The organism is Haloarchaeobius amylolyticus, assembly GCF_042678045.1.
GTDB lineage: Archaea > Halobacteriota > Halobacteria > Halobacteriales > Natrialbaceae > Natrinema > Natrinema amylolyticus_A.
This window is the reverse complement of record NZ_JBHUDI010000002.1, coordinates 22,279-45,489: the sequence shown is the minus strand read 5'-3', so window position 1 is coordinate 45,489 and position 23,211 is coordinate 22,279. Positions and strand designations below refer to the sequence as shown.

General features: G+C 55.7%; 16 protein-coding genes and 2 pseudogenes. 12 read left to right on the top strand and 6 right to left on the bottom strand.

Annotation, left to right across the window (positions count from 1 at the left end; translation table 11 throughout):
• On the top strand, positions 1-417 hold a 417-nt coding region (locus ACFR99_RS02960), incomplete at its 5' end, for an integrase core domain-containing protein (RefSeq protein ID WP_390284243.1).
• Positions 418-549: 132 nt separating this feature from the next.
• On the top strand, positions 550-1,638 hold the full coding sequence (locus ACFR99_RS02955; protein ID WP_390284241.1) for a tyrosine-type recombinase/integrase: 1,089 nt from the start codon (positions 550-552) through the stop codon (positions 1,636-1,638).
• 392 nt (positions 1,639-2,030) lie between these two features.
• Here ACFR99_RS02955 and ACFR99_RS02950 read toward each other — a convergent pair whose 3' ends face one another.
• The 3 genes from ACFR99_RS02950 to ACFR99_RS02940 all read right to left on the bottom strand — a co-directional run bounded on the left by ACFR99_RS02950 (position 2,031) and on the right by ACFR99_RS02940 (position 5,361).
• Positions 2,031-2,489 carry a cupin domain-containing protein gene (locus tag ACFR99_RS02950; protein ID WP_390284239.1) on the bottom strand — a complete coding sequence of 153 codons (459 nt, stop codon included), beginning with the start codon at positions 2,487-2,489 and terminating at the stop codon, positions 2,031-2,033.
• 825 nt (positions 2,490-3,314) lie between these two features.
• Positions 3,315-3,470, bottom strand: coding sequence for a hypothetical protein (locus tag ACFR99_RS02945; RefSeq protein ID WP_390284237.1), 156 nt, complete (start codon positions 3,468-3,470; stop codon positions 3,315-3,317).
• Between the two features lie 778 nt (positions 3,471-4,248).
• Positions 4,249-5,361 (bottom strand): MFS transporter, encoded by a 1,113-nt coding sequence (locus ACFR99_RS02940; protein ID WP_390284235.1) that lies wholly within the window; start codon positions 5,359-5,361, stop codon positions 4,249-4,251.
• Positions 5,362-5,748: 387 nt separating this feature from the next.
• Here ACFR99_RS02940 and ACFR99_RS02935 point away from each other — a divergent pair.
• The 6 genes and pseudogenes from ACFR99_RS02935 to ACFR99_RS02910 all read left to right on the top strand — a co-directional run bounded on the left by ACFR99_RS02935 (position 5,749) and on the right by ACFR99_RS02910 (position 13,922).
• Positions 5,749-6,360 (top strand): annotated as a pseudogene (locus tag ACFR99_RS02935) (IS6 family transposase).
• Between the two features lie 1,028 nt (positions 6,361-7,388).
• Complete coding sequence (locus ACFR99_RS02930; protein ID WP_390284233.1) at positions 7,389-8,816, top strand: orc1/cdc6 family replication initiation protein; 1,428 nt, start codon at positions 7,389-7,391, stop codon at positions 8,814-8,816.
• A gap of 393 nt (positions 8,817-9,209) precedes the next feature.
• Positions 9,210-10,265: a hypothetical protein gene (locus ACFR99_RS02925; RefSeq protein WP_390284231.1), complete on the top strand. Its 1,056-nt coding sequence runs from the start codon at positions 9,210-9,212 to the stop codon at positions 10,263-10,265.
• 852 nt (positions 10,266-11,117) lie between these two features.
• Positions 11,118-12,008, top strand: coding sequence for a ParA family protein (locus ACFR99_RS02920; protein ID WP_390284229.1), 891 nt, complete (start codon positions 11,118-11,120; stop codon positions 12,006-12,008).
• Complete coding sequence (locus tag ACFR99_RS02915) at positions 12,005-12,466, top strand: DUF7970 domain-containing protein (protein ID WP_390284227.1); 462 nt, start codon at positions 12,005-12,007, stop codon at positions 12,464-12,466. The genes ACFR99_RS02920 and ACFR99_RS02915 overlap by 4 nt, the downstream gene beginning before the upstream one ends.
• Before the next feature lie 455 nt (positions 12,467-12,921).
• Positions 12,922-13,922 (top strand): annotated as a pseudogene (locus ACFR99_RS02910) (IS630 family transposase).
• A gap of 81 nt (positions 13,923-14,003) precedes the next feature.
• Here the strand turns inward: ACFR99_RS02910 and ACFR99_RS02905 are convergent.
• The 3 genes from ACFR99_RS02905 to ACFR99_RS02895 form a co-directional block, all read right to left on the bottom strand.
• Positions 14,004-14,345: a CBS domain-containing protein gene (locus tag ACFR99_RS02905; protein ID WP_390284565.1), complete on the bottom strand. Its 342-nt coding sequence runs from the start codon at positions 14,343-14,345 to the stop codon at positions 14,004-14,006.
• 252 nt (positions 14,346-14,597) lie between these two features.
• Positions 14,598-15,650 (bottom strand): NAD(P)-dependent alcohol dehydrogenase, encoded by a 1,053-nt coding sequence (locus ACFR99_RS02900; RefSeq protein WP_390284225.1) that lies wholly within the window; start codon positions 15,648-15,650, stop codon positions 14,598-14,600.
• 188 nt (positions 15,651-15,838) lie between these two features.
• Entirely contained in the window at positions 15,839-16,297 is a 459-nt protein-coding gene (locus ACFR99_RS02895) for a pyridoxamine 5'-phosphate oxidase family protein (protein WP_390284223.1), read from the bottom strand.
• 180 nt (positions 16,298-16,477) lie between these two features.
• Here ACFR99_RS02895 and ACFR99_RS02890 point away from each other — a divergent pair, with 180 nt between their 5' ends.
• The 4 genes from ACFR99_RS02890 to ACFR99_RS02875 all read left to right on the top strand — a co-directional run bounded on the left by ACFR99_RS02890 (position 16,478) and on the right by ACFR99_RS02875 (position 23,183).
• Complete coding sequence (locus tag ACFR99_RS02890; protein WP_390284221.1) at positions 16,478-18,235, top strand: type II/IV secretion system ATPase subunit; 1,758 nt, start codon at positions 16,478-16,480, stop codon at positions 18,233-18,235.
• Positions 18,236-18,294: 59 nt separating this feature from the next.
• Complete coding sequence (locus ACFR99_RS02885; protein ID WP_390284219.1) at positions 18,295-20,298, top strand: type II secretion system F family protein; 2,004 nt, start codon at positions 18,295-18,297, stop codon at positions 20,296-20,298.
• Positions 20,295-21,530, top strand: a complete 1,236-nt coding sequence (locus ACFR99_RS02880) for an archaellin/type IV pilin N-terminal domain-containing protein (protein WP_390284217.1) — start codon at positions 20,295-20,297, stop codon at positions 21,528-21,530. The genes ACFR99_RS02885 and ACFR99_RS02880 overlap by 4 nt, the downstream gene beginning before the upstream one ends.
• Before the next feature lie 132 nt (positions 21,531-21,662).
• Positions 21,663-23,183, top strand: coding sequence for an RAD55 family ATPase (locus ACFR99_RS02875; RefSeq protein ID WP_390284215.1), 1,521 nt, complete (start codon positions 21,663-21,665; stop codon positions 23,181-23,183).
• Positions 23,184-23,211: the final 28 nt, after the last annotated feature.

Sequence of the window (23,211 nt, the reverse complement as noted above, 5' to 3'; positions counted from 1 at the left end):
ACAGCTGTCAGGATTAACGGCGACTGGTCTTGGGTATACGCTGCAATAGACCTTGACTCTCGGTTGATTCTCGATGTTGCAGTGTTCGGACGACGAGGGACCGATCCAGCCGCTGCATTCCTGCATCGATTGACCGAGAAACACGATCTCTCTGACACGGTGTTTCTCGTCGATGGCTACGGCTATCTGACTGCCCTCTCTCGAGTAGGATTGAGCGGTCAGCTCGACTACGTCGAAAGAAACCTGATCGAAAAGTGGTTTCACACCTTGAAGATGAGAGTTGACCGCTTCCATAATTCGTGGGTGGGCAGTCGGGCGAGTGTCAGAGATTGGCTTGAACAGTTCGTACACTACTACAACACACAACGACCGCACCAATCACTTAACGGACAGACGCCAGCGGAGGTGCTAAACTAGACAGCGCCCTTATTTATAATATTTTCACAACACTGATTTTCACGATATCCGTATGTTTATAGTCTGAGTTGCAATCGAAGCAACACTGATATTGCACAGAACATTAACCACACTGTACAGATATACGGATCAATGGACGCGACAGATTCAACAGCTAATCCACCGGGAACCCCCCTTGAGACGGCCATCGACGACTTCCTCGAGTCGGGTAACAAGGCCGGCAACTACCGCGATGCCCTCGACCGCGTCTTGACCGACTGGCGACAGCGCCTCGAAGCCCGTGGCACCGAGACAGTCGAACGTGTCTCGAAGCGCGATATGGCGACGTATGCGCAAGCGCTCTCGAATGACGAAGCAAAGACTGCAGCGACCGCGTGGACGTACTACGACTACGTCTCAGCGTTTCTCTCCTACTGCGTCAAATGGGACTGGCTCGAGGAGAATCCGGCGCAGAAAGGGATCGCACTCGACGAGTTGCCGCCGCGACCGACGAAAAAGAGCGGCGATCAACAGTTCTGGTCGGCCGAAGACCGAAACGCGTTGCTCCGGTATGCCGATCGCCGTGCCCACGAGGCCGTCGACGAAAAGGGATCGGCCGCACTCGAGGAACTGCGTGACCGCGCACTCGTATATATGCTAGCCTATTCGGGTGCTCGTGGCGGGGAAATCCTGAGCGATCCACGGGACGACCGCCGGAACGGCCTGCGGTGGAGCGACATCGACCTCGAGAACAACCAGTTCCAGGTGCTCGGCAAGAGTCAGCACGAAGACGAGGAGGTACAACTCCCACGACAAGTGCATCGTCCACTCGAGCGTCTCCAGCAGGCCCTCGATCCGCTGACGTCCGAATGGCCCGTGTTCGTAACAAGCCATGCGCCATCATTATACGAGAACCTCCCCGACGACATCGATCCGTCCGCGGGCGAACCGCTCGAATTACATCGGAAACACGAGGTCGTTCCGCCGTCGCTGTCAACTAACGGCGGCCGGTCGGTTCTGAAACGGCTGTGCGATGCGGCTGACCTCGAGATCGACGGCGAATACCTGAAACCGCATGGCGCGCGGCGTGGCGTCGGTGAAGCCATCTATCGCGAGCATGGTGCGGCCGCAGCACAGCGAGTATTGCGCCACGCCGATCCGCGGACCACCTCACAGATGTACGCCCATATCGAGACCGAAGAACTGGCGGAAGAGGCGTCTGAAGTCTTCGAGAACGAGTAATTGATTCGGAACGATTAATTGCAGAAAGTACATTTGATCGTCTATTCGCCGATCGTTTGAGAAGATCAGTAGACAGGTCCGCGTTCTATTGATCTAGATGATTCGCCGATTAGTGACTATAAGTGTATAGAAATCAGGAGAAGCAGGGTTGCGGAACATCATTGTAAATAACATAACGCTATACAAATTGCTCGCCGGTGGAAGTCTCATCGTTTGGAAGTCGAGACTACAGCGGGAGTAACCGTGGTGTCGAATAGCGATCTAATCGGGTGATATCGCAGGTCAGAAGGGCTAACAGAGGAGACTCACACTGAAGACGAAAATCAGTAGCGTTTCTGGGACGCATCTCGTCTCCTCTGAGACTCGGAATCCTGTCGATCAGGAAAGACTGACTACTCGGCGTTGAGTTCGGCTCCGCACTCCGGGCAGACGAGCGTAAACCCGTCGTCACCAGGCACTGCTCGCATGTTGCCGTTTGCGCATTCCGGGCAGTCCCGTGGCACGCGAACATCTTCGCTATCACGCGGTGCACCCATAGCGTAGGCAACTACTGGGTCGTCGGTTTCGTTGGTTCCAGTCTGGTATTCCCCAGGTGCAAACCGGATCGCCTCGCCCTCGCCGACGACGACTTCATCATCCATCGTGGTGAACGTAGCTTCACCTTCGACGACGACGAACACCTCTTCTTGATCCATGTGGGTATGCATCGTGTTGGAAAACCCTTCACCGGGTTCCAAACAGAAATAGTTGATCGAGAAGTCGGTCGTTCCCAGCGGTTCCGAAAGCCCGCGACAGTCAATATCTCGGCCGAACGCGTTCGGTTCCACGTCGTCAATAGAGGCTTTCTCCATATTATGAAGTTCGGACACGACTGCGATATATTTGTATACTGCCGTCCGCATGGGGACGTGTTACCTCATTTCTTACCGATTTGGGTGTCGAGTCATTGTGACAGCGTTTGGTCTCTTGCCCAGGTGTGAAGATTGAACGAAACCATCAGATGATTATTAAGTTTATTGAGGCAGGTAAGCAGGTGTAGCTTCGGCCAGAGTGGGTCAATTGCAACGTCGAAGTTCGGCGTACTCGTAGAAGTCGAAGACACCCATCGTCAGGCAATGCATTGCCACCAGGGATAGGTGGGCCAACGGCGTGCTCGAGTTTGACGACCGTCTAGACTTCTGTAGCCACTGTCGACTGCGAGTGCTTCACCATTCTGAATGATGCTGCATCAGAACAGAGCCACAGGACGGCAGTAGCGATCGCCTTGGGGTTCCCAAGACCGCCCTGAGAATACCGATTTTCGATCTGTTGGACTGTCTCTGCGCCTCCCTCCTCGTCAACATCTGCTACGACGACAGCAGTACCGTTCTGTGCGAACTCGAGCGCCGTTTGATGCGGAAACGCTCCGTTCGTGTGCACCCACTTCCACAGCTCGAAGTGCTGCTCACGCGAAGGCCGATCCTTGCTCGAGGTCTCATGTGCAGCCTCGTACAACACCACGAGCGACAGTCGCGCATCAGACCGCACGCTGGCGGCTCGTCACGACTGAATCGGTCGCTCACCTCGAAGCTGCAACCGTTCTTGAAGAGTTCCTCGAACGACGATCAAGTCAGCTGCCACCGACCTACAGCTGACCCGTCGTCGACGGTAATAGCTGGTTGCGTATGAACAGCGGGCTAGATTTTGTCAATACTGTCTTCGAGCAGGGACTCGAGTTTCCGAATGCGCTCTTTGAGAAACTCGACATCACCTTCCGTTTCGCTGTTCGGTTGTGAGTGGACTGCCTGAGAGAGGATCTCGTTGAATGCCTCTTCCAGCTCTTGGCTTTCCATCGCCATCTGAATTCCGTCACGAACGAACTCACTGCGTGTCTGCCCCTTTTGTTCAGCGACGGAATCTGCTCCCTCGATCAATGCGCGTGGGACGCGGACCGTGATTTTCTTCGTTTCTTGGAGGCTATAATCGGTCGAAGCATCGGAATCCAGAAAACGAGAGCCACTGAGGAGAGTTGCGACTTGATAATGGCTTGGACACAGAGCAATAGTTGAACCGTCGTCTGACGACGGTTCAAACGAATATTTCGAGAGCGAGTCTGCCGATCCACAGATCACACACTCGTTCGTGGGCCCTAAATCAGTGTCCTGTCGGCTTGTAGTAGATGGTCGGTTGGGTGGCATACGGATTGTCCAAGTCTCGTTACCTTCACCATTATACTCCAACCTAATAGTAGTTACAGGACAATTTACAAATGCCTGCTCGTGATCTGGTTAGAAGCCCATACTCGAGAGCGCCTCGAGGAAGAGAAACTGTGCAGCGGCGTACTAGGCCACGCACTGTTCGCAACTCCTCGAGGCGTCGCTCGAGTCGGTGAAGTCCTCGAAGGACGCTCTCCCGGTCGTGATCGTCGAATGACCCGATTCGCAGTCAGTTTCGAATCGACTAGGACCACATTTGTAGACCTGCACTCAAGAGTGTGTGTTGAGCGACTCCAGGAATGAGGGAAGATTCCGGCAACTCCATCGATATTGTCGGAACGCGTCGCGTCCTGATACTGCCAAAACACCGCTCTGTGAGGGTTCAAACGGGGCAAAACAGGGCCATGACAGCTCACTACGGACCTGTGCCGGCAGCGATCATCCAAAATCCGCCGACAGTCGCAGCAAGCGTCAGGAGGATCGCGATGGAGAAGTTCCCCGTGAACTCGACGCTGGCCGTTCCAAGCGGTGGCATCGCGAGCGCGGCGATACCGATCGCGACGTTGAACGTGCCGACGATGGCGGTGTCCTTCTCGGGCGAATACACGCCCATCAGAAGCGGAATATACAGCGTCGCGGAGCCACCCAGTCCGAGACCGATCAGGAAAATCGCGGCCACGACTGTCGAAAAGGAGGGACCGAACAGCAGGGCGATCCCGGTGGCCGCACAAACGAGTGACGCGAGAAACGCTCGTCGCGAGCCCATGACGTCAGCGAGATAGCCGCTGGCGATCCGCGAGATAATGCTGACACCGCCGATCAACCCGAACGCGGTCGAGGCCCCAGCGGGTGTCAGTCCACGAGTGACGAACAGCTCGACGGCGTAGGCAGCAAGCAACTGGTACCACGCAAACGAGAGCGCGATTCCGACGAACAGCAACCGGAACCGCCGCGTTCCGGCTAACCCAGAGAGCCACTCGAGTAGTTCGCTGGCGGTTGCAGTCGACTGTGCCGCCCAGGTCGGCCGTCGACAGACGAGTCCAGCTAGGAAAAAGGCGAGCGCGGTTGCCGACATAATGAACAGAAAGCCACGCCGGACGCCGATCTCCGCAAGGGTACGCTGCCAGATCGGCGGGAGCACGAACAGGCCGAGTCCGTTGCCGACGAAGATCAGTCCCGTTGCAGCCCCTCGGCGAGCCTCGAACCAGCGTGGCACGACGGATGCGAGGAGGACGAATGCCGTCCCGAGTGCGAGTCCAAGGAGCGCAAACACGACGATCAGCCCACCGAGCGACTCGACGAGATACAGCGACGGCGCGACTACACCCGTCGTGAGCGAACACGAGAGGAGCACTGCTCGAGCACCAAACCGTGCGCCGAACACGCCGATGAGCCCGGAGCCGATAAAGAACGTAAAGAGCATGATGGCGAATACGCCGGACAGCGCGACCGACGGGATTCCGAAGGCATCGCTGAACGGCACACGGAAGATTCCGTACGAAAGCGGTGTCCCGAAGGTGAAGATCATCGCTACAGAACCGACGACCGCGACTATCCAACTACGGCGACTGTCTGGCCGTTCCGAACGATCGGTATGCACGACTTCTGCTCGATGGTGAGCGGTCGAAAGGATTCTGATCCGGTCTGTTGAACTCGGTACTACTCGTCTTCGTGATGGGTGCGGCCACCTGATCGTCCTGTCGTCTGGGCCAAACGGCAACGCACCGACGTTCGAGGACAGTCCTCACGTCGTGATCGAACGGTTCCAGGGTTCTGGGGATGTTCCCGAAATACGGACTTACTGTGCACATATAATTAGAGTTCCGCATTTTGAATAGTCGTATTCACTTGTGAGGTGGTGATTTCCGTATGATTCACAAAAGAAATTAGATGACTCAGCTGGAGTGGTGGCTAGATGGATTTGCTCTTTGTGGAGCGCGAGCGGACACCGCATCGGCCGATGGTTCTGGTATTCGTCTTTATTTGTCTATACTATCGCTTTTGGGTACCGTTTGAAAATTAGAGAAGTCAGGTAGGTATCGATCACGAAAGGCTGTTTGCGATTAAGTTTACAAGTGCGATCTACAGCACGGAGACCGTGCATCGCCGAATCGCGTTTCGGCCAATGGGACTACGATTCGGATCAACGGTCAGCAGTACTGGCTGTACGCCGCTGTGAGTTCCAGAATCTAGCAAATTGCTGCATACACGGCTGTTTTGACCATACGACTGCTGTTACAAAAACATTTTACCTGACCACGGAGCTCTTCTTACGTGGACCAGTCGAGAAATATGATGTCTCCGATGACGTGGTTCTCGTTGATCGAACTCGCCATCTTCAGACAGCACTCCGTCGACGTAGGCTCCAGTTTCGATACGAGAACATGAAAACCGAAACGCTTCCAAATACATCATTTTATTGGTGATACGACGTACTTCTTTGTTTTCAAGCTATTTCAATCGCGTCGATACAAACGGCCGAATCACGGTCTACGCCTTCGCGATCAATCACAATACCACGATCTAAACACGAATCTAAACACAGTAATTCGAATGTCCCATAGAATTCGACAATCCCGACTGTCATCGGACTCTTCCACACGAGTCATAGAAGACCAAACACTGTCCAACGGATCAGTAGTGATATCCTCGAGTTGAGGCGTCACAAACACCAGAACGGATCCTCAAGCCGGGGTGTGGAGAGCTACGCGGAGAGTCAGTAATCCGGTTAACCCGGTATTCCGACGGCGTTCGCAGACACCCCTCTATCGATGTGTTTGTGGGGAATGATCACTTACAACTCGAGTGAAGCGGAGGTTGGACAACGAAAGACGCAGAGGAATTACCGTGAATGACAGAAATACAGAAATCACACGGTACTCATCGGTGACGTTTAGAGGTGGAGACACCCCTCTATCGATGTGTGTCTTTTGGACGTGCTTGACTTCGCGTGGTCGCCGTGACACAGACACCCCTCTATCGATGTGTTCGATCTGAAGCAGGGAGGGGGATAGAGCGTGTAAACGGAGACAGAGACAGAAGAACTCGAGTGGGTATTGTACAGAAAGGCCCCGAAAAAGGCGATCTATCGAGTTTTGAGTTCTGATTGAGGGTCCAATCCGGCTTGAAATACGGCTCATATGTGACGCTTCCGAGACGACAAAAGAACAGCAGGCCAGAACACATCGAACACATCGATAGAGGGGTGTGTGAGTGTCTAGTCTAGAAACTAGAAGAAGAGAAGAGAGAATCGACTTGTTTAGCTGCCTCAATGATCCCTGATCGGCTATCTACTGCGATATCTCGAGGTAGCAGACCTCTCGATCACTCGTTCCCGTCAGAGACCCCCCCTCCCCCTCGAGACATCGAACACATCGATAGAGGGGTGTCTGTGTTACCCCTCCAGAAGTGTAACACATCGTCGGTCGTCAGCTGCAACTCGAGGCTGTCCGCGCTCGATTCTGGTGAACCGGTTGCGATACCGTCTCGATCGAAGAAAATACACATCGATAACGGTGGGGAACACTTTTGGTTCCACCCTGTATGGGACACGGTATGGATGACTTCGAGGATCCCCGAGATGGGGCGGGGACATCGAAGGATGACACGACGGAGCAGGTTTCTTCTTCGTCCGACGCGACTGCATCCGAGCGATCCTCATCCCCGAGCGATCCGGCGGTAGTCAGTGAATCGAAATCGATCGAGGACATGTTACTCGAGTTCGACCAACAGGAGGGACTCATCCGCGACCGGTCGCTTCTCGATCCGAATCATATCGTCGAAGAGGATCGGATCGTCGGTCGTGACGAGCAACTTCAGGAGGTTACCAAGATGCTCCGTGTTGCCCTTGGCGATAACCGCCCGCCGAACCTCTTTCTCTATGGTCCCTCTGGAACCGGCAAATCCCTTATCACGAAAGCCGTCTGCAAGAATATCTGCTCTATCTGTGAGACTCGCGATATCCGGTTCGGGACGATCGAAGTCAACTGCCAGGACCTCGACACCCTCGGTGTGGCGGTCTACGAACTCGCGAGCCGCGCTGCGGAGGAAGCTGGCGTCGACGTGGAGGTGCCGAAACACGGCGTCGCGACGAAAGAAAAGTGGGACGAACTCTATCGGATCGTCAACGAGAACTTCGACTCGGCGGTCTTCGTCCTGGACGAACTCGACATGCTCGTCGGTCGTCGGGACAAACAGGAGCCGGCGTTTTCTCGACTGCTCTATCAACTCTCTCGAGCCGGCGCAAACAACGAACTCACGGCACACATCTCCGTCGTTGCAATCTCCAACGACACGAAGATGATGGAGTCCGTGGGTAGTCGAGCCTTGAGTTCGTTTACACCCGAAGATGTCCACTTCGACGATTACGATGCGAACCAGCTACAGTCGATTCTGCGCCGGCGACAGGACGCCTTCTACGAGGACGTCCTCGACGACGACGTCATTCCATTGGCGGCGGCCTTTGCGGCCCAGACCCACGGCGATGCCCGCAAGGCGATCGACCTGATGCGTGTTGCCGGCGAACTCGCAGAACGCGAGGGCGACGACCGCGTTCGTGAAGAACACGTCCGCGAAGCACAGGACAAAGTCGAGAAAAATCGGGTTCTCGAGGTCGTCCGCGGTATCAGCACCCAGAAGAAGCTCTGTCTCTACGCGACGGCAGCTGTCGCCGCCGAGACGGACGACGAATCCGCTCGGAGCACGACCGGCTACCGTGTTTATCAGTTCCTCACCGACGCGATCGGGGCCGAGCAGTACCACCAGGAGACGTACGTCAACAAGATGAAAGAGATGACGACGTACTCGCTCGTCGACTTCGAGCGTCGGAGCCACGGGCCGAGTTCCGGCATGTTCCTCGAGTTTCAGTTTGGCGAGCGTCCCGACACGATCCTCGAAACCCTTCGTGAAGATTCTCGTCTCGACATGGTCTCTACGGACGAAGTAACGAGCGTCGTCAAAGCACAGGTTCGAAACGAGAATTGAGTCGTTTCGGCTCGGTTCTGTGCCGGTCTCTTCCGCTCGAGTTGCTACTACCACACCCCTCTATCGATGTGTATTCGGCCGAAACGAGATCTGAGACGTGGGTCTTGATGGGTGTTAACACTTTACGGCCTATCGAAGAACCTCTGTTTGTCGAACAGAGGTTCTATGATTCTTATCATGAATGACAACTGAAACGAGGAGTGTAGAAATATGTCAGAGTAGCGTTCACGTATCGCTGTACGGGAGCCACTTGTTGCAGTCACGAAACGATGACTGTGGTGCCCAATCAGCGTTGGTGGTATGAATTCCACTTACACAATCGTTCGATGACAGAGTCTACTTCGTGTAAATCATATTAATACTATTACCGCACGTGAAATGCGCTCAGGCGGTATGGAGGACGATCGTGCCGATCGGACGACTCTGAACAGGGACGGCAGGACCGACGCGACTCAGCCGAAAACCACCACGGGTGTGACCCGGCGCCAGGCGCTTCGAATGGGGTGTCTGTCGAGTGCAGGGGGAGTGCTCGGCGCAACCGGGATCGGAGCAGGACGTGCAGCACCTGCCAGTAGTGACAGTGGGCCGGACCAGGTCATCCACCTCGAGTACGACGAATACGAGAGCTGGAGCGACCTGTACTGGCTGACAAACGGTGACCGCGACAATCTCTCGTTCGTTTCCAGTCCGACATATACTGGCGAGACCGCGCTTCAGCTCCGGGTTCGTGACGGCGACCACTGGGGTGCGAGTGCCCACTACGACTTCGAGGACGACCTCCTCGAACTCAACGGCCGCGTCCACTTCGCACTGAACTCGAACTGGACGATGGAAAACGGAGGGGTAAGCAACTGTCGGCTCTGGAACTGTGCGATGGCGCTGGGTGAGGGCAGTGCGGGTGGCGGCGTCCCGGACGGTACCAACGGCTGGAGCAATCGACTGTACGTCACCACGCGAGGGACGAGTCCGGACGGGCCGTTCCACCTGCTGTCGTACACGTACCATATGGATCAGAACCAGGATCACGATTTCATCCTCGACGGCGAGGAGTACGCCGTCCGGCAACCGGCGATCGTTCCTGGGCGGTGGTACGAGTTCGAGTACTACGTCCGTGTGAATACGACCGATAATGGAACGGCCAACGCCGATGGCGTCGTCCAGTACTGGCTTGACGGTGACTTGATCTATGACCGTCGAAACTTCCGGTTCACGGAAGACTACGAGAACAACGGTATCGAATCGAACGGTCCTGCAGGATACTACGGCGGCCAGTATGTGGCACCACGAAATCTCTACGCCTACTATGATGACCACTCCATGGCGCTCAACGGCATGTTTGCGGATGCTCCGGACTCACCGGACGAATCGACGCGCTCGGACCGAATCGAGCTCCCGAACGGGATCGAGCTCCCTGACTGGCTCGACCTTCCGACTGGGATGGGTCGTTGATGTTTTCCATGTTCTGATAAATGTGAAACTCACAGACTCAAGTTCTGTCAAGTTTACAGTCACGAGGAACCGGCAACCGCTTGGACGACCACTGGTCGCTCAACGAATCGTGAGAGCGACGCTCGTGTGAACCGGGATTTCGTTTCATTCGGAAACCTGGGTTTTCATCAGCAGATGAATTTCTGATTTTCGATTGATCTGGTACTACCACACACCTCTATCGAAGTGTTTCTCCACCCTATCCCGAATCGTAGTTACTTCACGGCGGAATATTACTCAGTTCTAAATGTTGGGTATGGTTATCAGCGAAGGGTTGGTCGCTGTGAAAGGTACAATTTAGAGAATAGCTACAATAGGTGCAAGGTGTGCAGTAGTTCCAGTATCTGACCTGCCGTTGAGATACAGCTCTTAGTTACCGATCAGTAAGGTAGCTACGAGTGATGTAGCGATACAGTGGATACGATAGCATTACTGCCTGCAATACGTGCGCTAACTACGATAGTATTGCACGCATCAATAGCTGTGCTATCTACAATAGGTCGGATAGGTGCAAAAGCATAGCACGGCACAACTAGCCTGACAGTGGGTACTAGTGCGGTAGAAAAAATAGCTATTAGAGACACAGTTACGCACAATAGGTACCTGACCTACTGCATCTACCCCACATACAGTAGCCTTCTTAACTATTCTAACTATTGTGACTATTGTACCTATTGTAGATGCTCCTCCTATTGTACCTCCAGTAGGTAGAACTAATATGGTGGAAAGAAAGGCTTTCCCTACAAGCTGAAATAGTGGGAATCGGAACAATAGGTACCTATCCTGCCCCCACTGAGACAGGGGATTTCAACAATGAACGATACAACGACCGATCCACGTGCCGTAAGCGTGGTCATCCTGAAAGGTGGTGTCGGCAAATCAACGACCTCGATGAACCTCGCGCGCCAGCTTGCCGAGCGCGGGAAGACCCTCTTCGCTGACCTCGATCCAAACGGGCACGCAACGAACGGGCTCGGCTTCGAAGCTGCATATCAGGACGAGATCAATCTCGGGGACGTCATCCTCGAGGGTGATGCCACACCACATGACTTGATCCGTCCGACCGAACACGGCTTCGATCTGCTCCCCTCGTCGGACACGCTCGAGGACGTCGAGAAAGATCTCGCAGGTGCGATGCAAGGATCGGCGCGGATCAAATCGAAAATCGTCGACCCACTCCTCGGTGACGAGTACGAGTACGTGGTGTTCGACTGTCCGGCGTATCCGGGGATGCTCAACAACAACGCACTCGTCGCGACGGGGAACGTCATGATCCCAATCGAGCCGGGCTCGAGCGCGATCGGCGGTTACAAGCGAACGATGGAACGACTGATCGAACCAGCACGGGAGTACATCGATGTCGACGTTCTCGCTGTCGTTCCAAACAAACTCTCCGACCGGATCGATCAACAGACCGAGGACCGAGAGTTGCTCGAGAACCTGAACACGGCGACCTACGAGGTCAACCCGGGACAACCCTTACAGGAGGTGGTTCCGAACTTCGCCCGGATCACGGCTGCGGAGTTCGAGGCGATCGATGCCGGTGACATGACGCCGCCGAAGCCCGGGATCCGTCACCGGTCGGCACTGTCGAGGTCCCTCCAGCACAACCAACCATTGCAGGAGTACGATCCGGAAAACGACCAGATCGCCTGTTACGAGGAACTCGCGGAGATCGTCGCTGCCGGAGGGGTCGATCGATGAGCAATCCGTTCGATGATCTCAAGGCAGACGACGAAGGTTCGGCTGCGTCAGACGCTGCGACAGAACCTGACTCACAACCGGAGTCACCGGAACCGGAAGACGGCGACCCAGCCGCAGAAATGCCCACTTCGAATCCGGCTGACGAGTTGATCACAGAACCGGAATCCGAGCTGGAGACCACCGAGACGACATCCGACGAATCAGTGTCGCCCGCAGAGACCGGACCGGCGTTCGAATACAGCGAGGTTCAACAGAAGCCGTTCTACGCTCGAGCCGAGACGGTGACCGAATTCGAGAACCAGATTCGGACGACCATCGTCCCGACGCTCGCCGAAGCAGGGGTGCTCGATGAGGAAAGCCGCGAGATTCACGACGCGATCCTCCGACTGGCAAACGAACAGCCAGAACGTGTCGCCGAACTCGTACTCGAGGAACGGCGGCAAGCTGGAAGCCAGTAGGCCGTTGCGACCTGATCTCGTTGCTGATTTCGGACGTCTCTTTTACCGATGAGCGAGGCGAGTACCTCGAGGTCGTCCAAATATCTCCGATTTCGTCGCCGCCTCGCGATATTGTCGGCGCTTCGCGCCGACTGCTCGGGGAATCTTTGATCCCTCGCCATCTGCGAAACCGCTGGGCTCGCTCGATCACGAGAGATGATCTCTCTCGAACGACTTGACCCTGGGGTGGTTCGCGTCTCGGAGCCGGACTGTCTGGGGTGCATTGCGGCTAATCCTGTCTAAATAGCCATAATTGGTGCAATAGCCACAATAGGTGAGATAGTTAACATGGGCGCACTGACTGCACTACCGTACGGTGTGTGAACGGCACGAGAAAAGAAGTAGGCACAGAGAACGCCGCTTCGTGGCTCTAGTAACCGTCAGAACTTTTTACTCGGGCAGTATCGTCAAGTGAAGTGGATCATCTCGACGAGATCTCTGTCGAGGAATTACAAACTGCCCTCGACAATGTGGAAGGAAAGAAGCCGACACAACGGCTATTAGCAGCAATAGCGTACAAAAACGGTCTTACGCAGACTGAACTGGCCGAGTGGTACGACGTTCAGCGACGGACAATCTATAGCTGGCTCACTCGACTCGACACTGACGAGTCGCTTGAGCAGGCCGTTACTGATGCTCACCGATCTGGGAGAAACAGAAAGCTCTCAAAAAAAGAGCAACAAGAGTTCGAAGAGACTGTCCACAATTCCCCCGAAGATGTTGGGTTAGACGCGCCGGCGTGGACGCCGACGCTCGTCCAGCAGTATCTGGACGAGACCTACGATGTCGAGTACTCAATCCCGAGTTGCCGGCGGTTGCTCAAAGAAGCGGGATTGAGCTATCAAAAACCCCGTCCTACAGCCGCCGATTCTGATGCAGAGGAGCAAGAAACGTTCCGCGAGGACCTCAAAAAAAGCGGCGGGGGATGGACGCCACAGTAATCTGTATCGATCAAACCAAGAAATCCGTGCAGGTCGAGCCGCGTGCCGCGTGGTTTCCGCGCAGCATGCGACCATCCGTCGAATTATTCGGGCAACGCGACTGGACGTGTCTGTTGGGCGCGATCACCGAAGACGGTGATCGCTTTTTCTCTCGATTCGAAGAGTACGCTACTGCCGAACACGCAAAACATTTCATTCTCTATACATGACAAGAGTTCGATGATGACTTGATTATTATACTAGATGGAGCGCCGTATTTTCAGGCGTCGGCCGTCACGAACCTAGCGGCCCGTGGCGACCTCGCCTTCGTGACGTTGCCGGCGTATTCGCCTGAGCTAAATTCGGTCGAAGAGTGCTGGAGACAACTTCAATCAGCACTTAGTAACCGGTTCTTCGACTCACTACCTGAACTTACAACGGCGATCGATACCGCTCTTGATCAGCGTTCACTTCCAAAAATGAGTGATTCTTTCTAACGACCACTATCGTTCTCCCTGGAAACAGATCCCAGTACGGAGAGACAAGACGAAGCCGTGCTCGTTTCCTGCCGACACCGGCTAGGAGAGCTCGGCCGTGACGTCGGTTGACGAAACCATGCCGAGATAATCATCACCGTCGACGACTGGAAGATGATTGATACCGAACGTGGTCATCATCGCAGCGATCTCCTCGAGATACAGGTCCGGTGGAACCGTCTCGACCGATTTCGTCATGACATCTGACACCTGGAGCGCCGTCGGATCCGCACCATCAGCGGCAGCAGCGACGAGATCAGTGCTCGTGACGATCGATGGGGGATCCGTCGACACGACCAGCGCGCTGATATCCTTGTCGCGCATCGCTGTTGCAGCTTCCGTGAGCGTGGCATTCTTCGAGACAATCTCCAGCGGTGTCGACATCACGTCTTCGACAGTTTTGTTTACGGTCGCCATGCCGCGGTCTATGGCAACTATGTTCATGGGTGTTTCGGACGGCGCAATATACGAGGGGGGTCGAGGGAACGCGGCCGACTATAGCGCGCGACCGCGTGGCTGTCTCCGACAGTAATCGATCCGTTGCTGTGTCCGTGCCGATCGCAGTTCCGTCGGGCTACTGAGGTCGACGCCGTGCCACTGACGGCGGCTCGTGATGGCGAACCGCCGTTCCGCCGCTCACTCGAAGTTGACGAGGGGTTTGATGATGCCGTCTTCTTTGGTCTCCATCAGTCGGAATGCCTCTTTGATCTCGTCGAAATCGAACTCGTGGGTCGTCATCGGTGTCGGATCGACGACGTCCTCCTCGAGCAAGCGGAGCAATCTGCGGAGTCGGAGCCGGCCGCCGGGACAGAGGCCGGTGACGATGTCCTTTTCGGCCATGCCGACACCCCATGCCTCGCGCGGGACGTTCACGTACTCGCCCTCGCCGTGATAGCCGACGTTGGAGATGGTTCCGCCGGGTTTCGTCGCCGCGACACACTGCTCGAGCGTCGCCGAGGACCCGAGCGCTTCGATGGCAGCGTCGACGCCTCTATCGTGGGTCAGCTCGTGGATCCGTTCGACGGGGTCGTGTTCCTCGAAATTGACGATCTCCGTCGCGCCGTAGCGTTCGGCGAGATCCTGGCGTTTAGGTACCGATTCGACTGCGAGGATCTGGCCGGCCCCCTGCAGTGCAGCCCCCTTGGTGGCCATGAGACCGACAGGGCCCTGGGCGAACACCGCGACGGTCCCACCGATCGGGATGTCGGCGTGTTCGGCGCCCATAAACCCCGTACTCATCATGTCAGTGGTGTAGGCTGCCTCCTCGTCGGTGACGTCGTCTGGAATGTGGGCCATATTCGCGTCGGCTTCGTTGACGTGGACGTACTCGGCGAACGTGCCGTCTTTGACGTTCGCGAACTTCCACCCGCCGAGGGCGCCGTTCGACTGTGATGGATGGTCGTCCTGTGCGGCGTCGGATCCCCAGTCGGGGGTGATCGCTCCGACGGCGACACGGTCTCCCTGTTCGAACGATTCGACGTCGCTGCCGACCTCCTCGACGATGCCGACGATCTCGTGACCGAGCGTGAGGTCTTCCCGTTCGCCGATCGCACCGTGGACCGTATGCACGTCAGAGGTACAGACGAGCCCTTTTGTCGGTCGCAGGATCGCGTCAGTCGGTCCCGCTTCCGGCTCGTCTTTCTCTACAAACCCGGTTTCGCCGATCTCGTTCATGACAAACGCTTTCATGGCACATCTCTGGTACCACAACCGGGGCCTTGAAACGATATGGCCCCTCCAACCGAAGATTCACCTGTCGTGAGTTTCCTCATCAGTGGGGTATCTCGAGAGCGTTTCGAGTGCTCGAGATGCGGAGAGCGATCGCTTACTCGAAGCGTCTGGTAGTATAGTGAGATGTCGTCGTGATCGTCTGAACCTCATTTTGTAGACGGGATTTGCTCACCGCGACGCCCGGACATCGTTTCGATATCGATTTCGTACCACTCTTTGTCGAACGTATCGTCCTGCCACCGGTCATCACCTGCGGCGTCATCAGCACGACGGAAAAACAGCGCTGCAACCTGATTCGATACTTTTTCCGGCGGAACTTCGTAAAGCGTTCCGGTTACGACGACGCTCGCCCACGTCGTCTGATCCCGAAATTCATACGTCGTGAGCGTTACCTCGTCGGTCGACTCGGCAAACCGTTTTCGCTTGCTCATTTCAGTCGAGACGAACTCCATCACGAGTCGGTCGTAGTCCTCATCATACCCATACGAAATCGGAATGCCATACGCACGATTGTCCGCTGCGAGACTGAGCGTGCCATGTCCCTGCTGCTCGAGAAAGCGGACCGTTTCTGCAGTCGACATCGAGTACCCGATCTGTCCAGACATACCACGTGAATATCAGTCACGGAGAATAAATACATGGGATAGTACCCAGAGAGAGTGCGTAGTTCCGACTCAGCGGCCCCCAGAACAAAGTTTTAGGCCTTCGAGTTAGAAGCCAGCACTATTCAACTCGAAATTGTGTTTCAGCGTTTGTCTCGTCTGCGCATATACATCTGAACCACTATGTCTGACAAGGGGTCCGAATTCAGCTATAATCGCGAGACAGCAGGGAGAAAGACGGAAGGCGATCCGTCGCAGGAGTCCACAGACCGTGTGGCGGATGTGTCCGCCGACATGGGTGACCAGGAGTCAGCCAGTGTCATCGACGACGTGCTGTCGGAGGCACGCGAACACACGACCCCACTCTTTCCGGACGAGTCGTCCGATCCCGTCCGCAAACCGGAGATCGACGAGGCGTTTTTCGAGTTCGACTATCTCGAGACACACCACCAACGCGACTGGTCGTGGGTCAATCGGCCGTATGCATATCTGGCGACCGTCTCGGATGACGCGACTGACGAGCCGCGTCTCTGGGTCGTCGAGCCAGCGCTCGATCAGTTCGAAGCGTACGTTCGCGACGATCTCGAGCGGACGTTTCGAACCGAGTTACTGTATGCGGACGAGACTGGTGACCGACCGTCACGTGAGGTCTTCGATCGGGAGGCAAAACGGATCATTCGAGAGTATGCGACTTCCGTCTCCAGTACGTCGTTACACAAGATCCTCTACTATTTGCGCCGGGATTTCATCGGGTATGGACGGATCGACCCACTCATGCGTTCGCCGGTGGTCGAAGACATTTCCTGCAGCGGCAAGGACGTCCCGATACACGTCTATCACGGTGAGTACGGAAACATCCCGACGAACTGTCAACTCGGTGCGGACCAGCTCGATTCGTACGTAATGCGGCTCGCCCAGCGAGCAGGCAAACATCTCTCCGTCTCGAATCCACTCGTCGATGCCAGTCTCCCAGATGGGTCCCGGATGCAGGCGACGTTGGGTGGTGACGTGACGACACGTGGCTCGAATTTCACGATCCGAAACTTTACCGATACCCCGTTTACGCCAGTCGATCTCATCGATTCCGGTACGTTCAGTGTCGAACAGATGGCGTTTTTCTGGTTTTCAGTCCAGAACAACCGCTCGCTGTTGTTCGCTGGTGCGACGGGTTCTGGGAAGACGACGAGCATGAACTCAATGTCCTTTTTCATACCGCCCCAGAGCAAGATCGTCTCCATCGAAGATACACCGGAGCTCTCGTTGCCACACGATAATTGGATTCAAAGCGTCTCCCGTGAAGCCACGGGAGATCAGGGACGGGGGGAGGTCTCGATGTACAACTTGCTAGAAGCAAGTCTGCGACAGCGACCCGAATATTTACTCGTCGGCGAAATTCGGACTGATCCACGTGTCGCCTCGACGTTCTTTCAGGCGATTTCGACCGGCCATACGGCGTATACAACGTTCCACGCGAACTCCGTGCAGGGACTGTTGAGCAGACTGCAAAACGAACCACTGACCGTTTCGAGACAGATGATCGCCGAACTCGATCTGGTTTCGATACAAAAACAGGTTCGCGTCGATGGAAAGAACGTCCGTCGAAACAGCGAAATCGTCGAGATCATCCCACGAGACGAGGGTCAGGGCATGCTACAGGCGCGCACTGTCTTCGATCGGGACCCAGCGACAGACAGTTTCAATCGAGCGCAGGCCTCACAGACGATCGACGATATCCGCGACGAACGTGGCTGGACGACAGCACAGGTCGAAACCGAACTCGAGCGGCGACGTGACATCCTTGAGTATCTTCACGCGAACGGGATCAACGGCTACGACGAGGTCGTTAAGGCAACGACGATGTTCACTCGCCAACCCGACACGATCGTCGATCTCGTCCGAGACGATGTGCTCGGTTCTGTCCTTACCGAGTCGGGTGACTAGCCGTGCGTGAGACAAATTCCGAGGATACGGAGAATCTGGCATCCCCAGCACAGCCCAACGTGAGTGTTGACGCGGGCGATGCGACGCGACAGCCGACGGATCGGCACCGGCACGACCGGCTGCAAGACGGTCTCGCCGACGAGTACGGACGCATCCGAGCATATTTCAAGCAGCGGGCAGAGCGGTATCACGCCCTGCAACGCCGTCTCGAGCAGGCCCACGTTCGGACGACTGTCGACAAGTACCTCGCCGAAAGCGCCGTCAGGAGTCTGAAAGTGGCTGGCAGTGGGGCCGTTCTCGCCGTTGTCGTCCTCACGGCAGTGGCTGTCATTGCTGGGACATCTGACCGCGTCCCTGCCGTCATGGGAAATACGCCGACAGAGACGATCGCGTGGACCGTGCTCTCGATCTCGAGTACTGCGATCGTCTGTGGTGGTGTCATGTGGGGATGGGATGTTCACTATCGGCCACGCCGGCTCGTCAGTACACGTCGCAGCGAGATCGAGCTGGGACTGCCATCCGCAATCACGTTTCTCTACGCGATGTCCGGTGGGGGTGTCGATATTATCACAGCAATCCGGGCGCTAGCTGACGAACGTGACGTCTACGGTGAGATCGCAAGCGAGTTCGATCTGATGGTCCGTGAGATGGATCGCTTCGGGAACGATCTGCATACGGCGATCGAAAACACACGCGACCGAACACCAAGCGAGACGCTGCAGCAGTTTCTGACGAACCTCCTCAGTGTCCTCGAGTCGGGTGGTGATGTCAGCAGATTTCTCGACGAAGAGATCGACGAACAGACCGAAATCGCCCTCCAGAAACAGGAGTCGTTCGTCGACCGACTCGGACTGATCAGCGAGGTGTTCATCGCAGGATTCGTTGCTGGACCGCTATTTTTGATCATTACGCTGCTGGTGCTTGGCCTGTTGGGCGGCGTCGGTGTTCTCGAGATTGCCGTCGTGATCTATGTCGTGTTGCCGCTGGGTGCGGTTGGGTTCTTCCTGCTCGTCGATCTGTTCGCTCACGCTCCTCGTCTCACTGCATCGAAGGCAGTTGACGGACAACGGGAGGCGGGACACACCGGCGGCAGCATGTTATCGGTCGACGATTCGTTCGAAGGCTCCGATCGGTATCGCGCGTACCAACGGAATCAACTCCGTACGAGAGTTCGTGACCGCCTCGCGAATAGTATCGAATATATGAGAAATCGGCCGGTTCTCGGGTTTGCGATTACGGTTCCGGTGGGAGTTGCGCTTGCGGTCGGTGCAGTACTCAGTGGCCGCGTTCAACCAGCAGGGGCTGCCATCGTCGCCGACCCTGTCGTGACGACTCTTTGGGTGGCGATCTTGCCGGGACTCGTCGCCACCGTTCCGGTATCGGTACTGTACGAACGGAATCGGCGACGAGAACGAACGATCGTCGATCAATTTCCGGATATTCTGGAGACGCTCGCAAACGCGAACCGAATGGGTGTGACGCTCACCGACGCGTTCAAGCTGGTTTCAAAGGCGAGTACTGGGCCGCTGAGCGACGAGCTAACGACGGTGCGAAACGATATCGTCTGGAACCACGATCCCTCGAAGGCGTTTCGTCGACTGGCGGGCCGTCTCCCGATTCCGCAGGTCGCACCGACGTTGACGATTATCGCGAAAGGAAATCGAATCAGCGGCGATCTCCATGACGTTCTCGAAATCGCCGCTGAGGAGTTACAGATTTACGCTCGCATGGAGGCCGCTCGACGGAGTGAGGTTGGGCCGTATCTGGCGATCGTCTTCATTGGCTCGCTCGTCTATTTGTTCATCATCGTCGTGCTAAGCGTGAGCTTCCTCGACCCGATGGCAGCAGCTGCAGCCTCGAGTCCGGGTGAGATGGAGGGGAGTCCGGCGTCGATTTCGATCGACATCGATGTCTTCCGAACGATCTTTTTCCACTCCGCGCTCATTCAGGGTATCGTGGCTGGGTTAATCGGTGGCAAGCTGGCCGAGAACAACCTTCTCAGCGGCCTCAAATACGCAATTGCTCTCACGGTGCTCGTTACGGTGGTGTTTCTCGTCGTATGAACCGAGATGGTGTTAGTGACGATCGCGCTGTCTCACCGCTTATCGGTGCGATCCTGCTCTTAGCAATTCTCATGACGATGCTGGCGCTGTTACAGCTGAACGCGGTTCCAGCATTGGTCAGTGAGGCAGAGTTTGATCACAATCAGCGTGTCCAGGGGGAGATGCGGGATCTCGCTGCGGGTATCGACAGATCGGTGACGACCGGGACGAGCCAGTCGATCATACTGACCCCTGGCGTGCGATACCAGTCGCGTATGTTCCTGCTGAATCCGCCGCCAGCGACCGGAACGGTTCGAGCGGGCGAGCCGAAAACAGTGACGATAGAGAATGCAACTGCACCGGGAGAGACCGGCGACTACTGGAACGGCTCGCCGAAACCGATCGAGACGCGGTCACTCATCTACACTCCTGACTATAACGAGTATCACGACGCGCCACAGACGGTCTACGATCTGGGGACCGTCTATAACCGCGTCGGAGAGACAACACTTGTGACGGACGGCCACCAACTTGTAAACGGACGCACAATATCGCTGACAGCCCTCAGGGGAGAGGTCAGTCATACCAGTGTCGATCGAACACTCCTCGAGGTTCGACCCTCGAGTACCGGAACAAGAACTGTCTCCGTCTCCGGAACTGAATCAAAGCCACTTACGCTCTCCATCCCAACCGAACTCACCAAAAACCAGTGGAAGGACATCCTGAAAAATGACGGACACGTGGCCGAATACGAATGTTCCGCGACTGAGCAGGCTGATGAGCCATGTGGGACACTTACGATAACGTTAGAGCGCAATGTGACTTACGAGATGCAACTCTCTCGAGTGTCGGTTGGTGATGATTCGAACACATGGACCGAGACCTATCTCACCGATATCGAAGGCTCCAATGCGAGCGTGCCGGCAGGCGGAAGGCAACGACTCGTCACGGAGGTCAGGGATGAGTTCGATAACCCGGTTAGTGGCGTTTCGATTGAGGCCGATGTCTCTTCGGGGCCGGGAACGGTCACTCCGACTGTAAGCGCGTCGGGTACTGATGGCCGGACGGCGTTCGTTTACGAGGCACCAGAGACAGTTTCCGGTGTTCAGAACATAACCGTCGAGGCAGCGTTCGGTGACAGTAACAGAGAACGGGTGGCGTTTGAACTGCAGGTGTGGGGAGAACCGGCCGACAATCCAGGCCAGGGTAACGGCGGCAATCCAGGCCAGGGTAACGGAACCGGCAATCGATAAGCCGGCACGTGACAGTCAACACACGTCACGAGACTGTGTTTACCTTTCTGCTCGACGACCGACGGCGCTCGTCTAGACGAAAATGGAATTCAAGACCCTCGTCATTATTATCGTCCGACGCATAGCGCTGATATGGCTGTTTCGACGGGGGTCAAGAAATTAGACGAGATCCTCGACGGAGGGTTCCAAGAGAACAGAACGGTCCTCGTGACTGGGCCACCAGGGGCCGGAAAATCGACGCTGGCGATGAACTTCTTACAGGCAGGTCTCGAGAACGACGATCACTGTACGTATGTCAGCACCGAACAGACTCCGGATGAACTTCGTGACACGTTCGAGCCGTTTTCGTTCGACCTGACAGATGAGTCACTTACCGTTCTCTCGTTACATGCTCGTCCCGGCAGTGGGACTGACCAGTACGATCAAGGGACAATCGTCGAAACGTATGGGGCGGATCGGACCGATGGCGACGAGGATCAACATCTTCTCCGGACCCTAGAGGGGACTGACGAGATCGACGACCACCATATTGACTTTACGCCCGCGAATCTTCGGGAATTTTTCCGTTTTAACGTTTCCGGCGACCGTGTCGTCGTTGATAGCATTTCGGGACTCCGCTGTGTCAGTGAAACCGAGCAGACGTATCGACGATTCCTCTTGGACCTGATCCAGTTGCTAAACGATCACCACGACGCAACGGCGTTGTTCACTGCAGAATCATCACAGTCGCACTCTAACGGGCTGCAAACGGGACAGTTCGCCGTCGACGAGCTCACACAGTACAATCTGCATGGCGTGATACGGCTCCACCGCAATCGGCTCCGGGGAACGGATAGACGGTTACTCGAGATCATGAAAATGCGTGGAGTAAAATACGATGACCGAACGTTCGAAGTAGTATTCGACGACGGCGGAATCCGTATCCTTCCGGAGAACCGAACGTTCAGTTCGACGCTTCGTGTTACGAATCACGTTCCGACCGGCATCGATGGTCTTGATACGTTACTCGGTGGTGGCATCCTCTCCGGCGAGAGTACGGTCGTTCAACACGATGGAAAAGCAGAGATTGGGGGCATTCTCTACGTCCTCCTCTCAAATATGATCAGCGAAGATCGGTCCGTCGCACTCCTCCCACGAATCAACTCACAGCCGTTGTTTCTCCAATCGGTGTTCGAACGGCTCGGAACGCCGATGAGCGATCTCCTTGATGACGATCGCCTCTTCGTCTTCGATCATCACGGAGTATGGGATGACCACCAGAATATTTTCAAATCCGCTGAAGACGAAAGTGGAATCAAAAGTGCGATGACGACAATACACGATCGAGCCCGTGGCCGAGGTGTCGTCCTGTCACTCGATACGAACACGTTGAGCCACATGCTTGGTGTGGAGACGACACGACGGGTCCGATCGTGGCTTCAATCGACCATCGTCACTGCAACTGACGCCGTCGTGGATATTCACAACCCGGCACTGTTACAGGGCGAATTATCCGCGTTCCATGTCGACCTCTCTTCTCAACTCCTTGAGACATGGATGAACGATACTGGCCTCCAGTATATTCAACTACATAAAAGCCCAACTGGCGATACCGGTGCCGTACGGCTTATCGAGTATCTAGATAAACCACCATATGTAAGAGTTGTCACATAAATGTTCTATTCGCGGTTGAAGGAGTGTG

Excerpts from the sequence above, each read along its gene's own strand:
- ACFR99_RS02875 (WP_390284215.1), top strand. The coding sequence starts at position 21,663 with ATGGCTGTTTCGACGGGGGTCAAGAAATTAGACGAGATCCTCGACGGA.
- ACFR99_RS02945 (WP_390284237.1), bottom strand. The coding sequence starts at position 3,470 with ATGGAAAGCCAAGAGCTGGAAGAGGCATTCAACGAGATCCTCTCTCAG.
- ACFR99_RS02925 (WP_390284231.1), top strand. The coding sequence starts at position 9,210 with ATGGAGGACGATCGTGCCGATCGGACGACTCTGAACAGGGACGGCAGG.
- ACFR99_RS02915 (WP_390284227.1), top strand. The coding sequence starts at position 12,005 with ATGAGCAATCCGTTCGATGATCTCAAGGCAGACGACGAAGGTTCGGCT.
- ACFR99_RS02890 (WP_390284221.1), top strand. The coding sequence starts at position 16,478 with ATGTCTGACAAGGGGTCCGAATTCAGCTATAATCGCGAGACAGCAGGG.
- ACFR99_RS02905 (WP_390284565.1), bottom strand. The coding sequence starts at position 14,345 with ATGTCGACACCGCTGGAGATTGTCTCGAAGAATGCCACGCTCACGGAA.
- ACFR99_RS02880 (WP_390284217.1), top strand. The coding sequence starts at position 20,295 with ATGAACCGAGATGGTGTTAGTGACGATCGCGCTGTCTCACCGCTTATC.
- ACFR99_RS02950 (WP_390284239.1), bottom strand. The coding sequence starts at position 2,489 with ATGGAGAAAGCCTCTATTGACGACGTGGAACCGAACGCGTTCGGCCGA.
- ACFR99_RS02930 (WP_390284233.1), top strand. The coding sequence starts at position 7,389 with ATGGATGACTTCGAGGATCCCCGAGATGGGGCGGGGACATCGAAGGAT.
- ACFR99_RS02940 (WP_390284235.1), bottom strand. The coding sequence starts at position 5,361 with ATGATCTTCACCTTCGGGACACCGCTTTCGTACGGAATCTTCCGTGTG.
- ACFR99_RS02920 (WP_390284229.1), top strand. The coding sequence starts at position 11,118 with ATGAACGATACAACGACCGATCCACGTGCCGTAAGCGTGGTCATCCTG.
- ACFR99_RS02955 (WP_390284241.1), top strand. The coding sequence starts at position 550 with ATGGACGCGACAGATTCAACAGCTAATCCACCGGGAACCCCCCTTGAG.
- ACFR99_RS02900 (WP_390284225.1), bottom strand. The coding sequence starts at position 15,650 with ATGAAAGCGTTTGTCATGAACGAGATCGGCGAAACCGGGTTTGTAGAG.
- ACFR99_RS02895 (WP_390284223.1), bottom strand. The coding sequence starts at position 16,297 with ATGTCTGGACAGATCGGGTACTCGATGTCGACTGCAGAAACGGTCCGC.